This is a genomic window from Sphingomonas sp. CFBP 13714, from assembly GCF_014842205.1.
GTDB lineage: Bacteria > Pseudomonadota > Alphaproteobacteria > Sphingomonadales > Sphingomonadaceae > Sphingomonas > Sphingomonas aerolata.
Genome location: NZ_JACYVG010000020.1, coordinates 1 through 14,284, shown reverse-complemented (window position 1 = coordinate 14,284; position 14,284 = coordinate 1). Strand labels below are relative to the sequence as shown.

Annotated in this window: 14 protein-coding genes and 2 pseudogenes; 8 read left to right on the top strand and 8 right to left on the bottom strand. The window is 59.6% G+C overall.

Going from position 1 to position 14,284, the window contains the following annotated elements:
• The coding region (locus IFT54_RS19955; protein ID WP_274604180.1) for a recombinase family protein at positions 1-1,447 on the bottom strand (1,447 nt) is incomplete at its 3' end.
• Positions 1,448-1,469: 22 nt separating this feature from the next.
• Positions 1,470-1,637 (bottom strand): annotated as a pseudogene (locus IFT54_RS21065) (recombinase family protein); the annotation flags it as partial.
• 363 nt (positions 1,638-2,000) lie between these two features.
• Here IFT54_RS21065 and IFT54_RS19945 point away from each other — a divergent pair.
• Positions 2,001-2,240, top strand: a complete 240-nt coding sequence (locus IFT54_RS19945) for a hypothetical protein (protein ID WP_192071948.1) — start codon at positions 2,001-2,003, stop codon at positions 2,238-2,240.
• A gap of 262 nt (positions 2,241-2,502) precedes the next feature.
• Here the strand turns inward: IFT54_RS19945 and IFT54_RS19940 are convergent, their stop codons facing one another.
• Positions 2,503-3,408 (bottom strand): LysR family transcriptional regulator, encoded by a 906-nt coding sequence (locus IFT54_RS19940; RefSeq protein WP_192071947.1) that lies wholly within the window; start codon positions 3,406-3,408, stop codon positions 2,503-2,505.
• A gap of 117 nt (positions 3,409-3,525) precedes the next feature.
• On the opposite strand from IFT54_RS19940, the gene paoA reads away from it, so the two are divergent.
• The 6 genes from paoA to IFT54_RS19910 all read left to right on the top strand — a co-directional run bounded on the left by paoA (position 3,526) and on the right by IFT54_RS19910 (position 9,925).
• On the top strand, positions 3,526-4,158 hold the full coding sequence (paoA, locus tag IFT54_RS19935; RefSeq protein WP_192071946.1) for an aldehyde dehydrogenase iron-sulfur subunit PaoA: 633 nt from the start codon (positions 3,526-3,528) through the stop codon (positions 4,156-4,158).
• Positions 4,155-5,105, top strand: coding sequence for an FAD binding domain-containing protein (locus IFT54_RS19930; protein ID WP_192071945.1), 951 nt, complete (start codon positions 4,155-4,157; stop codon positions 5,103-5,105). The genes paoA and IFT54_RS19930 overlap by 4 nt, the downstream gene beginning before the upstream one ends.
• Positions 5,102-7,312, top strand: coding sequence for an aldehyde oxidoreductase molybdenum-binding subunit PaoC (gene paoC / locus IFT54_RS19925; protein ID WP_192071944.1), 2,211 nt, complete (start codon positions 5,102-5,104; stop codon positions 7,310-7,312). The genes IFT54_RS19930 and paoC overlap by 4 nt, the downstream gene beginning before the upstream one ends.
• A 32-nt stretch (positions 7,313-7,344) precedes the next feature.
• The gene (locus tag IFT54_RS19920) at positions 7,345-7,830 is read left to right on the top strand and encodes a (R)-mandelonitrile lyase (protein ID WP_244649327.1); all 486 of its coding nucleotides are present in this window, start codon (positions 7,345-7,347) and stop codon (positions 7,828-7,830) included.
• Between the two features lie 105 nt (positions 7,831-7,935).
• Positions 7,936-8,742, top strand: coding sequence for an SDR family NAD(P)-dependent oxidoreductase (locus IFT54_RS19915; protein WP_244649325.1), 807 nt, complete (start codon positions 7,936-7,938; stop codon positions 8,740-8,742).
• A 694-nt stretch (positions 8,743-9,436) separates the two neighbouring features.
• Positions 9,437-9,925, top strand: coding sequence for a BLUF domain-containing protein (locus IFT54_RS19910; RefSeq protein WP_192071943.1), 489 nt, complete (start codon positions 9,437-9,439; stop codon positions 9,923-9,925).
• A 782-nt stretch (positions 9,926-10,707) separates the two neighbouring features.
• Here the strand turns inward: IFT54_RS19910 and IFT54_RS19905 are convergent.
• Positions 10,708-10,917 carry a hypothetical protein gene (locus IFT54_RS19905; protein ID WP_192071942.1) on the bottom strand — a complete coding sequence of 70 codons (210 nt, stop codon included), beginning with the start codon at positions 10,915-10,917 and terminating at the stop codon, positions 10,708-10,710.
• A gap of 312 nt (positions 10,918-11,229) precedes the next feature.
• Here IFT54_RS19905 and IFT54_RS19900 point away from each other — a divergent pair, with 312 nt between their 5' ends.
• Positions 11,230-11,463, top strand: a complete 234-nt coding sequence (locus IFT54_RS19900; RefSeq protein ID WP_192071941.1) for a hypothetical protein — start codon at positions 11,230-11,232, stop codon at positions 11,461-11,463.
• A 668-nt stretch (positions 11,464-12,131) separates the two neighbouring features.
• Here the strand turns inward: IFT54_RS19900 and IFT54_RS21060 are convergent.
• The 4 genes and pseudogenes from IFT54_RS21060 to IFT54_RS20840 form a co-directional block, all read right to left on the bottom strand.
• A pseudogene (locus IFT54_RS21060) lies at positions 12,132-12,551 on the bottom strand (VOC family protein).
• 119 nt (positions 12,552-12,670) lie between these two features.
• Positions 12,671-13,075 carry a GFA family protein gene (locus IFT54_RS19890; RefSeq protein ID WP_192071940.1) on the bottom strand — a complete coding sequence of 135 codons (405 nt, stop codon included), beginning with the start codon at positions 13,073-13,075 and terminating at the stop codon, positions 12,671-12,673.
• 115 nt (positions 13,076-13,190) lie between these two features.
• On the bottom strand, positions 13,191-13,577 hold the full coding sequence (locus IFT54_RS19885; RefSeq protein WP_192071939.1) for a VOC family protein: 387 nt from the start codon (positions 13,575-13,577) through the stop codon (positions 13,191-13,193).
• A 158-nt stretch (positions 13,578-13,735) separates the two neighbouring features.
• Positions 13,736-14,089 carry a helix-turn-helix domain-containing protein gene (locus tag IFT54_RS20840; RefSeq protein ID WP_192071938.1) on the bottom strand — a complete coding sequence of 118 codons (354 nt, stop codon included), beginning with the start codon at positions 14,087-14,089 and terminating at the stop codon, positions 13,736-13,738.
• Positions 14,090-14,284: the final 195 nt, after the last annotated feature.

Here is a 14,284-nt window from a genome sequence, read left to right as displayed (position 1 = left end):
TTTCTGGCACGGCGCATAGCTCGAGTATTGACGCTAACTCGCCGCGCAGATCGATCGCGAGATCACCGTCTTCCGGCGTCAGCACCACAGTCTCGATGAGTGCGCGCAACCGTTCGAAAGCCTGCGCCTTGAGCGCTTCGTCCTCGAAGGCCGCGGTGAGCTGTTCGACCTTCTTACGATAGACGCGGCCCAGGTCCGGGGTAAGCAGCTCGGTCTCCGGGGAAACCGTCTCTGCGGTCTCCTGTTCGGCAAGTTCCAGTTCGGCGAGCAGGGCCTTGCGTCGCTCGGTCCAGATCTTCATCTCGTCGACGAACACCGTCGCGTCCACGCCTTTGAGGATAGCCGCCTTGGCGTACCCGAGCTGGTGATCGAGATTGGCCAGTTCGGCTTCCCGCTCGGGGCGGGCGCTGACCATTTCCGCCGTCAGGCGCCGGGTCTCGGCCTCATATTCCGCGAGGAACGCTGCAACGACATCGTCACACAGCATCTCGCTCGACAAGCCCGCCAGCACGCGTGCGTCGAGTTCGTCCTGGCGGATCGTTAGCCGGTTGTCGCACCAGGTGGGGCCCTTCTTGGCGGCGCCCTGGCAGCCGAACCGGGTCTTGCCAGATTTCGCATAGCTCGCACCGCAGCTGCCGCCGGTCATCTTGCCGGTCAGCAGATATCGCGGGCGCTGTTGCGCGAAGAAGGGCAGGCCAGCCATCTCGGTACGCTGTTTCGGCCCGCGCGATAGCGTAGCCTGGCGGAATTTGACCCGATCCCATAGCTCGATGGGCACGATGCCGAGGGCCGGGGACTCGACGTCATCGGATCGCTTGTCCTCCGTGTTGACGAAGGCATGGCGTTTGCCCGTTTCCGGGTTCTTGCGATACGTCTGTTTGCCGTACGGCCGTCGGCCTACATACAGCGGGTTGTTGAGGATGCCGGTGCCGCGTGCGGCATTGCCGGTCAGCGTGTTCGGCGTCCAGGCCGCGGCCTTGCCGAGCCGATGTCTGCTGGCTTTGCCGCTACGCGGGGAGGGCACACCGTCGGCATTGAGGTGCCGCGTGATGGCGATGGGCGACAGGCCTGCCGCATAGTCCTCGAAGATCCGGACCACCACCGTCGCCTCGTTCGGCACGATCTGCTGCAGGCCGCGGATGCGTTCGCCGTTGCCGTCGTGCTCGATGCGCTTCTCATAGCCGTACGCAGAACCGCCGGGGTTCTTTCCCATCGCGTGACGACGCACCAGCGCATCGCGGGTCTTGTCGCTGGTGGCGCTCAGCTGCTCGGCGTTGATCGTACCGATCATGCCGATGTGCAGCGGCGTGACTATGCCTTCCTTGCGCGTCGCCAGGACTATGCCGCGAAAGTTGAGAAGGTCGAACAGCGTCGCGATATCGGCCTGACTGCGCGACAGACGGTCCATGGCGTCGGTGTAGACGATGTCGACGCCGCCTGCGGTCAACGGCCGCCAGCAGCGCCTTCATACCGGGGCGGTGCATCGTAGCCGCCGACTCCGCTGCGTCTGTGAAGCACAACACCTCATGCCAGCCCGCGCGCGCGACCTCACGCCGACACATCATCAGCTGCGTCTCGATCGACTGCACGTCCTGTTTGTCCGTCGAATACCGCGCATATATCGCACACCGCTTCATCTTTCCTCCATTCGTGCTTCCTGCATTCGCAAGGAAGGTCGTCATGATGGTCGCTTACCCGATTTCAGGGCGACCTGTTTTTTCGGTGACGTCTGCTGCCGCGCCAGCAGACGCGCAAGGTCCAGCGCGAGATCGTGGAGCGGGGAGGGCGGCTGCGACGGCATCCACGCCATCTGGGGCGCGCGGCGTCACTCCGACTCCGACCTTCCCACATGGTTGCCAGGCCGCATCGCTAAAGCTGGTATTGGCCGGTCTGTCGCTGCTCATATTGGTGGAAAACGGACATACAGCCGCAAGCGGACAGGCTTATGATGCCTTATGAGGCTTATTGATCATTCCACGGCCGAGGCAGATCTCGTTCGCATGCTGCTTTCTCGCAACGGCAGCAGAACGTGTATCACCACCGTTGATGGCGAGCCCATGAGGGTGCGGCGGGTTGAGATCGCCGATCTTCCCTCTGCGGTTGAGTGGGATCACTACGCGACAGTCGGAGGCGTTGGCTTGAGCGCTGACGCCGGAAAATACTTCTTCTTTTCAACCGAAATTGGCACGGTCGAGGATAGCGACAGCGGTGCCATCATCTACGCTCGGGCAGCACAATAAGCAGCTTCCGTGCCGGTTACGGGGATCATCGCGAACGTCCTAAATTGGGCGTGAGCGGCCGGGCAGCTTTTACCCCACGCCCTGGCGGAAAACACATGATAGTCGCCAATCGGGGTTGGCGACTGCGTTTTGCGACGATCGAGAGGTTGCCGTCCGAAAACACCTGTTTTTCGTACAGTCGTGATTATGACCGGGTTTTCCGTACAGCTGGGCGCTAAATGGCGATTGCTGGTGAATGACGGCTGGGCCCTTTAATTATGCGTCATCCGAGCGGCTTTAGCTCACCCGCTATGGCCAGCAGAGCGCGCAACCCTACTGGTAGCTGCCGTCGTCCGGAATAGTAGAGGTAGAAGCCGGGCCCCGTCGTTGCCCAATCGGTTAGCAGCAGACGCAAGTTTCCATCGGTGACATGCTTGGCAAACAGTGGCTCAAGCCCGAACGTCAGACCTGCACCGTTCAACGCCATCGCTAGCGTCGATCGGCTGTCATCGGCTGTCATCGCGCTTTTGATGGGCACGTCAAAGTCACCCTCCGGCCCCTCGAACTCCCAACGGTAGATACTGTCGTCACCGAGCCGAACCCCGAGGCAGCGGTGGTGCTTCAACTCATCCGGATGGGTTGGCGTGCCATGTTCGTCCAGATAGCGCGGGGATGCCGCGACGACCCATCTGAGGTCGGCTGAAAGACGCTGCGCGATCATGTCTTCAGGAACGGTGCCACCATAGCGCACGCCTGCGTCGAACCCTTCACCGACGACATCGACGATACGGTTGCTAGAGACAAGGTCGACCTCGATATCGGGGTGGCGGCGAGACAACTCGGCAAGCACGGGACCGAGAACTAGCGTTACCGCATCGACGACGGCGTTGATGCGGATCTTGCCGCCAGGAGTGGCACGAAGCTGATCGAGGCTTTCGAGTGCGGACCCGATGTCAGCAAATGAGCCGGAGACCGACTGCTCAAGCGCCTTACCAGCCGACGTCAGGGTAACGGAGCGGTTGGTCCGGTTGATCAGACGGACGCCCGCGCGCTCTTCAAAACCTTTAAGGGCGTGGCTGACCGCGGAGGCTGATACGCCAAGCTCCAAACCGGCCAGTCGGAAATTTCGGTGACGCGCGATCGCCAAAAAATAGGCAAGGTCCGTCAGGTTGGTACGGGTAACAAGCATATGCCATGCTGAACTTGATTCATCGTTGCATCAAGTAGCGCATGGGTAACTTGCCACGTTTGAAAGCGTTTAATGATCCTGAGCGGCGCTCGTTGGCGCGCCCAAGGAGGATCGCCGATGGCCAGTAAGACTTTCCAATTGTCACGAAGGGAGATGCTGATGAGCAGCGCCACGACTGCTGCAGTATCCACCATCGTGAGCGAAACGGCCGACGCCGCGCCGCCTATGAAAGCTGTGCCGACGTACAAGGTCGCCATGACGGTGAACGGCAAGCCTCACCGACTGACGCTCGATCCGCGTACGACCCTGCTCGATGCCCTGCGCGAACATCTGCACCTGACAGGCACCAAGAAGGGCTGCGATCACGGGCAGTGCGGTGCCTGCACGGTCATCGTCAATGGGGAGCGGATCAACGCCTGCCTCAGTCTCGCCGTCCAGCATGAAGGCGATGTTGTGACCACGATCGAGGGCCTTGGCACCCCGGAGCGTATGCATCCGATGCAGGCCGCCTTCGTGAAGCACGACGGGTACCAATGCGGCTACTGCACGCCGGGGCAGATCTGTTCTGCGGTCTCTGTGCTGGAGGAAATCAAGCGTGGCATTCCAAGCCATGCACAGGCCGATCTGATGGCAGCGCCGCAGCCGACCGGCGTCGAGCTGCGCGAACGGATGAGTGGCAACATCTGTCGCTGCGGCGCCTATTCCAACATTGCCGACGCAATGGCCGAAATTTCAGGAGTGCGCACGTGAGAAGCTTCACTTACGAGCGCGCCACGACGCCTGCCGAGGCGGCTAAATTGGTCGCGAGCAATTCCGATGCGCGGTTCCTGGCGGGGGGTACAAACCTGCTCGATCTGATGAAGCTGGAGATCGAGACGCCCACTCATTTGGTCGACGTTCAGGACCTGAAGCTAGACCAGATCGAACCGACAGACGACGGTGGGCTGCGGATCGGTGCGCTTGTCAGCAACACGGCGTTGGCGAGCGAGGAGCGGGTGCGACGCGACTACGGCGTACTCAGCCGTGCGATTGTTGCCGGTGCGTCAGGCCAGCTGCGGAACAAGGCGACGACCGCCGGCAATCTGCTCCAGCGGACGCGGTGCCCGTATTTTTACGACACCAACCAACCCTGCAACAAGCGCAAGCCCGGGTCGGGCTGTGCCGCGATCGGTGGTTATTCGCGCCAGCTCGCTGTCATCGGATCGAGCGAGGCGTGTATCGCTACCTATCCAGGCGACATGGCGGTTGCGATGCGCGTGCTCGATGCCACCGTCGAGACGGTGCAAGCCAACGGGGAGACACGATCCATCCCGATCGGCAGCTTCCATAGGTTGCCGGGTACCACGCCCGAGCGCGACAATGTGCTCGACCATGGCGAACTGATCACTGCGGTAACATTGCCGCGTCCGGTCGGCGGTACGCACGTTTACCGCAAGGTGCGCGACCGCGCGTCCTACGCGTTTGCGCTCGTGTCGGTAGCCGCCATCGTCCAGCGTGACGGCAGCGGGCGCGCTGCCTTCGGCGGTGTCGCCCATCGGCCGTGGCGAGTGGAGGCCGCAGACGCGGCGATGCCGCATGGCGCGGTCGAAATGGCCAAGGCGGTGTTTGCCGATGCGCGGCCGACCACCGACAACGCGTTCAAGATTCCGCTCGCTACGCGCACGCTCGCGGCAGTTCTTGCAGAGGTGAAGCCATGATCTTCGACAAACCCGCAGGCGCCAATCCGACCGATCGGATGAAGGTGCTCGGCAAGCCACTCGATCGCTACGAGGGGCATCTTAAGACAAGCGGTACGGCGACCTATGCCTATGAATGGCAGGACGTCGCACCCGGGTTTGCGTACGGCTACATCCTCGGCGCCGCGATTGCCAAGGGCAGGATCACGACAATCGACACGCGCGATGCTGAACGCGCGCCCGGGGTAGTCGGGGTCGTCACCTATCTGAATGCCGGCAAGCCCGGGGTCGGCAAGTTCTACGTCCAGAAGATGCTCGCTGCGCCCGAGGTGGACCATTACCATCAACCGGTCGCCGTCGTCGTCGCCGAGACTTTCGAACAGGCTCGGGCTGCCGCGGCGCTCGTCCGTGTCGCCTATCAGCGGGCGGCCGGACGGTTTGATCTGGCAGCGCAGAACGGGAGCGCGCCCGTCCCGCCGGAAGGCGAGTTTGGCGGCCCCAACGAGAAGCAGGTTGGCAACTTCGCCAAGGCGTTCGCCGCGGCACCGGTTAAGGTCGACGAGACCTACACCGTGCCCGACCAGGCGCACGCGATGATGGAGCCGCATGCCTCGATCGCCAGGTGGGACGGCGACCGTGTGACGTGCTGGACGTCGATCCAGCAGATGGACTGGGGAACGCGCGACCTCGGGTTGATCCTCGGTATCCCCAAGCAGAACGTTCACTTGATCTCGCCCTACATTGGTGGTGGCTTCGGCGGTAAGGGAACCGTGCAGATCGATCTCGCGCTGGCAGCGATCGCCGCGCGCGTGGTCAAGCGCCCGGTAAAGATCGCGCTGCAACGTCCGATCATGTTCAACACGACGATCCACCGGCCCAAGACGGTCCAGCGTGTGCAACTGGGGGCGGGCCGTGACGGGCGGCTGACGGCGATCGGTCACGATAGCCTGTCGGGCAACCTCATCGGTGGGCGCACGGAGCCGACCGTTACCTCCACGCGGACGCTCTACGCCGGCGCGAACCGGCTGACGCGGATGCGGCTGGCGACGCTTGATCTTGCCGAAGGCAATGCGATGCGTGCGCCGGGCGAAGCGCCTGGGCTGATGGCGCTCGAGGTCGCGATGGACGAGCTGGCGGAAAAGCTGAAGATGGATCCGATCGAGCTTCGCGTCGTGAACGATACGCAGGTCGATCCGGAGAACCCAAACAAGCCTTTCTCGACCCGAGCCTTTGTCCGCTGCCTGCGCGAGGGTGCGGAGCGCTTCGGCTGGGACAAGCGCCAAAGCAAGCCTGGCAAGGTCCGCGAGGGACAATGGCTGATCGGCATGGGCATGGCGGGCGCAATTCGTGGCGGCAAGATCGCCAAGGCCGGCGCACGGGCCCGGCTCGACCGGCACGGCGTGGTTACGATCGAGACCGACATGACGGACATCGGCACCGGCAGCTACACGGTCGTCCAGCAGACCGCGGCCGAGATGATGGGCGTCATGCCCGACCGGATCGTCGTCAAACTCGGAGACTCCACCTTCCCTGAAACGCCAGGGTCGGGCGGGCAGCAGGGCGCGCCTTCTGTGACAGCAGGTGTCTATGCGGCGTGCATGAAGCTGCGCGAGACGGTCGCGCAGCGGCTCGGCTTCAACACCGCCAACGTCGACTTTGCCGAGGGGCAAGTCCGCAGCGGTAACCGGTCGGTAAAGCTCGCTGACGCGGCGAAGGACGGCGATATTGTGGTCGAGGACCTGATGGAGTTCGCCAAGCTCGCCGATCAGTTCCAGCAGCAGACCTTCGGGGCGCATTTCGCTGAGGTCGCGGTCGACGCATACACTGGCGAGGTCCGGGTACGGCGTATGCTCGCGGTGTGCGCGGCGGGGCGAATCCTCAACGCAAAGACCGCACGAAGTCAGGTGATCGGTGGGATGGTGATGGGCGTCGGTGCGGCGCTGATGGAGGACATGGCGATCGACAAGCGCTTCGGCTTCTTCGTGAACCACGATCTTGCTGGCTACGAAGTACCAGTACATGCCGATATCCCGCATCTCGACGCCTTCTTCATCGATGAGGTCGATCCGACGATCTCGCCGGTGAAGGCCAAGGGGGTCGGCGAGCTTGGCTTGACCGGAGTCGCGCCAGCGGTCGCCAATGCGATCTACAACGCAACAGGCGTCCGCGTGCGCGAGTATCCGATCACCCTCGAGAAGCATCTCGACGCGCTGCCGGTGCTGACGTGATTGGCCGACGGAGGCCCGCACGTAGCGCATTGATGCTGAAGTTCGGCACGATCGTCACCTTGCTGCTGCCCATCAGCTTTGCTCAAGCCAAACAAGGAGTTCCCGACATGCCCATCGCACGCAAATCGGACATGCAAACCGTCGACGGGCCGGACGCGTATTTTACCGGAAAGGTTAAAATCACCGGGAGGTTTCAGCGCGACGATCCGTCTCGCGTCTCTGGCGCGATCGTCCATTTCGAGCCCGGGGCTCGGAGTGCTTGGCACACGCACCCTGCCGGCCAGACGCTGATCGTCACTGAGGGTATAGGCTGGACGCAGATCGCGGATGGCCCAAAGCTGGAGTTCAATGCGGGCGACATTCTGTGGTGCCCGGCAGACCGAAAGCATTGGCACGGCGCTACGGCGCATCAGGGCATGACGCATGTCGCCATTCAGGAGTCGATAGACGGCTCGCCTGTAACCTGGATGGAGAAGGTGACGGACGAGGAGTATCTCGCGCCGCTCGGTACGGAGTGATGCGCTCCCCGTATCCGTGAAACGCGTGGCAGCTACGCCTGATGACCTGAGAAGGCGCCTGACCAAGATATTCATGCGCGACGTTCCGGATATGCGTGCTGCGCATTGCAATCGCTGATCGGCCGCCATTTACCCATCAAACCCGGAGTATGTTTCGTGCCTAATCCCCATCGTTTTTCCGACAAGGTCGCATTCGTCACCGGTGCCGCTAGCGGCATCGGCCGCGCGACGGCCGTTGCTTTCGCAACCGAGGGCGCACGTGTCGCGATCTTGGATCTAACCGAAAATTCCCTTTCCGAAACCGCGGACGCTGTGAGGAACGCAGGCGCACAGGTCCTGACCATTGCCTGTGACGTGTCGAAGCCCAAACAGGTCGAGGCAGCGATCAGGCAGGTGATCGAGACCTTCGGCAGGCTCGACATCGCCTTCAACAATGCTGGAGTCGAGAACAAGGCAGCGCCGGTCGCGGAAATCGGACTCGACGAATGGGACCGAATTCTCGACATCAACCTGCGTGGCACTTTCGTCTGCATGAAGCACGAGCTTGCGCAGATGGTGCGTCAGGGTAGCGGCGTGATCGTCAACACGTCATCGGGCGCCGGTGTCCGGGGTGTGGCGGGCGGTGCGTCCTATGCAGCCTCCAAGCACGCGATCATCGGCCTGACGAAATCAGCCGCGCTCGACTATGCAAAACAGAATATCCGCGTGAATGCGATCCTGCCGGGCAACATCGAGACGCCGATGATGGATCGCTTTACTAACGGTGACATCCAGAAAGCCATCGACCTCGAGCCGGTTGGTCGTCTGGGAAAGCCCGAGGAGATCGCCGACGCCGTGCTGTGGATGAGCGCAGATCTTGGTGGGTTCGTCACCGGTGCCGCAATCTCCGTCGATGGCGGCTGGTCGCTTTAATTACCGCAGGAGCGCTTGTCTCAGACGATGAGCGTGCGACAGCCGCTATCAATCCCTGCCTTGCGCCATTTCGACTGAATAGAGCGGCATCGCGAACGAACAATGAACTAACAGCTGAATTTGGAAAGTGGGGATGGGGCCGCGAGTGTCCACTCCTGGGTCGGTAGCGGATCGGCAGATTCTGAGCGCCACGCCCTGTCGGATGACACACGATAGTCGCCAATCGAGGTTGGCAACCGCGTTTTACGACGATCGAGATTATACCGTCCGAAATCACCTGTTTGTCACACACGCGTGACGGGAACCGGGTTTTCCGTACATTCGACCGCTGAACGGCCGGAACGGGAAGGAAACCGGACCGGCTTCTTTCGGGAAGGTGGGTGGCGTCAGCGGTCGTTCGTCGATCCGGGGCGCTGAACGTCTGACATTGGTGGTTAGCTGACGTAGGTGGAGCGCTAGGACAAGCCTCAGTTTCAGTATGAACGAACCTTTTAGCGGTAAGGACTGTTAACCGCGTCAACGGATGTAACTCCCCAACGCGACCAGCCGATCGACAAATTGGCGTCCCGCAAAGCGATATATACTACATAAATATAGATATCCGTGGTACGGCTCACTATCGTTACCGATCATGCCGCGAGCAGGATGACGACCGAGAGCCGGGATAGCTTTCGCTTGCAGTCCAGGGCGAGCGATGAAAGCAATCTCAGCGACATTTGTCGCGCCGACGCAGCAAATACTTTATGTCAGCTTCAGCACGGTCCCCGGCGACGGAGCCGACCTTGCCGGTATTCTAGAACAGTCTCGGCATAACAACGCGCTAGATGGCATCACAGGGCTTCTGTGGTCCGATGGGGTGCACTTCCTTCAAGTGATAGAAGGCCCCCCTGAAAGCGTGACAGCTGCCTTCGCGCGCATCCGCGCCGACAGTCGGCACCATCATCTACGCCTGCTTAGGGATTGTGTGATACCGCTACGCGAGTTCGGTTCCTGGACTATGGTTCATCGGCGTGCTGGAGATTCTGCCGATCTGTACGACGATAGGATGCGACGACTGATGTTGGAAACTTCGGAGCCGATTAGGCAGCACTTTCTGGTTTTGATTGCGGGAAAAACCGAACCGGCTCTTGAAGCAGCCCGATCACAACCAGAGGCTCGTCCCTTATTGCCGCGCGCGATCTGATTATCATTGCTGCTGCCAACTGGGCTTGGCGACGGACTTATGCTTCCGATATTGCCCACGTGAACGACCGCAAGTGGGCGTGAGCAGGCGTTCGTTGTCGCACCTCATACGTAAGACCTGAGGACCGAAACCCGGGATTCCGATTACCGGCGAACCTGGTGTAGCCGCGACCGAAGCCAGGTGCCTCCGCTTCGCCAAGACCCTCGGTTCGGCATCCAAGCACCGCTATATATCTCTGTTTTCTGGCCGTCAGGAACCCTGATCCAGTGCGGCGGGCTCAGAATGACCAGAGTCGGGGTGTCGAAAAAGATACCACCAACGTCAGCTTTTGGGCGAAAGAGGGCGAGCATTCGCATTTGGACAATTGTTTATCGCACCCGCCATTGAACTTAGATTGCTTGCCCTATCGTCGGGTCATTTTGCGCCATAAACTTATCAAAAACCCTTTTATCTATTGGCATGATCGGTTTCGGTGGCAAGACTCCTGCTGCAAAGGCGCTGAAAACTATCCTGAACTATAAGTTGACAACAACTCGACAAATTTGAATATCGAAAAACAACAAATGTTAAGCAGTCTATGATTCATACAAATCATGAAAGTTTTAGTGCTGTGTAACAAGGAGGGCTTTCGCACTAAATTGTATTAACAACCGTTAATTAACGACGCCAAACTTCAGTTATACAATAGCATTAGGAATGCGATCTTATTAAACGCCGATGCGTTCGGCAGGCTGCGCTGGCTTGGGGGGGGGGGGTACCGGGACCAGTTGCCTGTCGAACACCTAAACTGGTAAAAATTTGGCTCCTTCAATAAATACAGTCGTGCCACTTTTTGGCTGACCGTGATCTTTCGTCACCTCGGGTAAATTAATCGGCTTAACAATCGGTTGCTCTATGAGCGTGATGAACAAATGTCCGCTTTCGAGAATGTGAACTGACTGGCGGAGTGTCCAATTGTGGGCAATCATTACCCTAGTGATCAGCGACAGCACCTGAGCGCCGCCTTTCGTAGCCAGTTCACCTTTGGCCGCTATCTTGAGCAACCTAAAATCAAAACATTTTGTATTATTCGATCACGTGGTGCGACTCGCGTTACCCTGTATCCAACGTATATTGCCATTTATAGCTAGAAAGCAACGAGATGGAGCGAGACGATGTATGTAGCATTTAGCCAGGGGCGTCGAATCGGCTCAAACGAATTGTAAAAAACTGCGACTATTTCGCAGAAAGGGCTTTGATCCAGAACTCATCGTCAAACGTTACTTCAACGATCAGCCCCGCACTGCGGTCGTAATGGAGTCGTTATGTCGTCTATTTTGAGTGAAAAAGAGCAGATTAGTCAATGGCTTGCGGAGGAGGCAACGGCGCGGGCTGCGTACCGCGAAAGCACCAACCCCATTGAGAAAGAACAGCATTTAATTCGCGCGGAACATTATGCCGATTACGCCTGGAGCCTTGCTGAGATGAACGGCCACGCTTTTATTCCCTCGGAGATTTGGCATTCGAGTTTCGCTAAGGTCGAAAAAATAGCAGCATAGGCGGCCTGGTTACGTGGGTTTCGCCACTCAATGCTCGAGGATGCGCTCGGACGCGACCGGCAGGTGTCTAAGTATGGGCGGCAGCGGACATCACATTCGGCGGGAACGACCTTTCATTCCGGAACACGGATCAGTGGGCTCACCGACGCCGGTTTGAACGATCACCCGGACAGCCTTCCCGCCGACGCTCGCCGAGCTATCAACGTGCCTCTGGCTCACTGATCTCAGTCTCAAGACGAGAGTGTTAGCGTCAGCCCATCGCATATCGAGGCCGTAGTCACAGTCGGTCACGACACGATAGAAGTCGGCCACCCTAACCGGCTTCTGCCCTTGGTGATCGGAAGGATGCAGTTCGACTAGATACCCAAACGCAGTTGTTGCACCACCGTTGGTCTCAATGAGAATGGCATGTGTCCGTCCATCGGGTGAGTTCGCCCAGGCACGCTCCTCACGGGCCGCGCCATTGCACGAGGAGAGCAACAACGCGAACGTGATCATAATGCAACGCATGTACCGGAGTCTGCTCACACACTCGAATGTCCGCAAGTCGACGACACGGAAAGGCGGCTTTCAGGGTCCACTTTGTCGATCGCGAACGTCGCAACGTGGTGGGTTGCGGAAAGGCGGCTTTTTGTCGGGCAATGCTAATAGCTGCCGTTCCATCGTCATCAGTTATCGAAGACACGAACACCCCTGGCTGGGTTTTCCCGATAGTGAGACAACCTGGTCTCCAGCGCTCCCAGATGAATTTCGAGCTTATGTCCGTCGGGATCGAGGAAGTAGGTGGAGGCGCCTTCGCTTCTGTTCTCTTTCCATATTATCGCCTCGGCCATCACGCGCTAGCTCAACGCGGCGTAATCCGCGTGACGCACACTAAACGCGATGTGGCTATAATCTCGGTGGGGTGAAGATCGCGCGTTATCGTCACGTGAGAGGCAGAGCCACAGCGACCCAGCCTCAAGATATGCGCCATCTGCCCAAACCGCTCGCACGGCACAGCCGAGAACGTCGCGGTAAAACGCCAACGATCGCTCTACGTCGGCAACTGCCAGCGTAATATGATTTAACCCGTCGATGCCTGCTTTCATGCGTCTCTATCCGTGCGCGTTTCGCGTTCTCTATCAGGCGGAGCGGGCGGCGGATCAAGCGTTCTACATCGGGCGTTAACCGCCAAGCCGTTCCCGGCGATTGAGCGCCTTAGCACTCGTTATTCAAGGTCCTCCGGAATGCGAGGCCCGGGCCGTTCGCTACGGGAAGCATCGGACACTACGCTCATGCCTTTACCTTCGGTTGCCCGCACCGACAGCGATGCAGCGTTGAAGCCATCCAAGCAGAATACGTTGACCCCGAAGTGATCGGGAGCAGCCCGCTTCCGATGAAAAACGTAGATGCCGCATCGCCGACAAAAATGATGTTTGGCTTTCCGACTGTTCCACTCATAGGCCGCAAGCAGATCGTGCCCTTCTTGGATCGAAAGAGCGGTCTCCGGCACTTTCACCATTAGCGCGTTGCGCTTAACGCAAAGAGAGCAATCGCAGGTCGTCATTTCGACCGGCTCATGGTCCACGGTAAAACGAATGCCGCCGCAATGGCGGGAACCGGAGTGTATCATGGTCGGATGCTAGCTAAGATTCGACGGCATCGCCAAGCATGAATGACCGTCCGCAACCGGGTGGAGCGGACTGGTGGCTTACGGCGGGTCATTCCCGCAAACCGAACGCGAGCTATTACTTGCCGTCGTGGCAGCAAACGCACAACTTATTCCCGAAGGGGTCTCGAAAGTACGCGCCATAATAACCCGCGTGGTACTGCGGCCGGAGGCTTGGCACGCCCTCGTCGCTGCCACCATGCAGCAGCGCCAACGCATGGCACGCATCAACCATCGGACGGGTGGCCGCAAGCAGCGCGATCATTTGTCCGTTGCCGGGTGAGGCCGGTTTCCCATCGAACGGACGAGCGATGACAAACAAAGGCCGGGCGGTATCCGGGTGCTTCCAGCCTGCCCACGTCTCGTCAGCGAATTTCAAGACGAGTCCGAGTTGCATAGCCAAGGGATCGTAGAAGTGCCGTGCCTCCTGCACATTGGCGACGCCGATCGTCGTGTGCGACAGCACTGTTTTCCCCATATTGTTGAGTTTGGCTTATGGCCGTTTATGGGACGTAGGTATAGCCAATGGAACGACCGACTTTGGGCGGTTTCGGACGTTCGTTGAGAGTTATGGTAACGCTCAATCCGCCTCGGCAACTGATACAGATCGTTAGAGACGTGCGGTCACGCCGCCTCCGTGATCCGGGAGGCAGGGCCGCCCAGCAACATGAATGCAGCGTTGAAGTCGCCTACTGAGACTAGTTTTTCCCAATTGTGTATCGTGACGACGCCGGCCCGAAGTTCGACAATTCCTGCGGTTCGCAGGTCCCGCAGCGTTCGGTTCACATGAACGCCCGTCAGGCCGGTCGCATCGCCCAGATCCGGTTGGGTGATAGGCAATGGAAAGGATGTCCGGTCGCCATGACCGGCCTCTTCGCAACGGATCGCCATCTCGCAAAAAACGTGCGCCAATCGCGACAATGCGTTGCGTCGACCGACGTTCACGACCCACTCGGAAAATATCGAGCCGTCTGCCACACAATCTCGCCAGAAGGCCTCAGCTACACCCGGGTGTTTGGCAGCGAGCCCCCGCATGTCAGCGTGAGGAATCTGCAGAATGGTGGTGTCCGTTAAAGCACCGAGTGCCCATCCGGATCTTGGGCTGACAACTGAAGCTAGGGTCAGGACCCATTGATGTGAGAGGCGCGATCTGATTCAGGTTCCGTGAGGAGA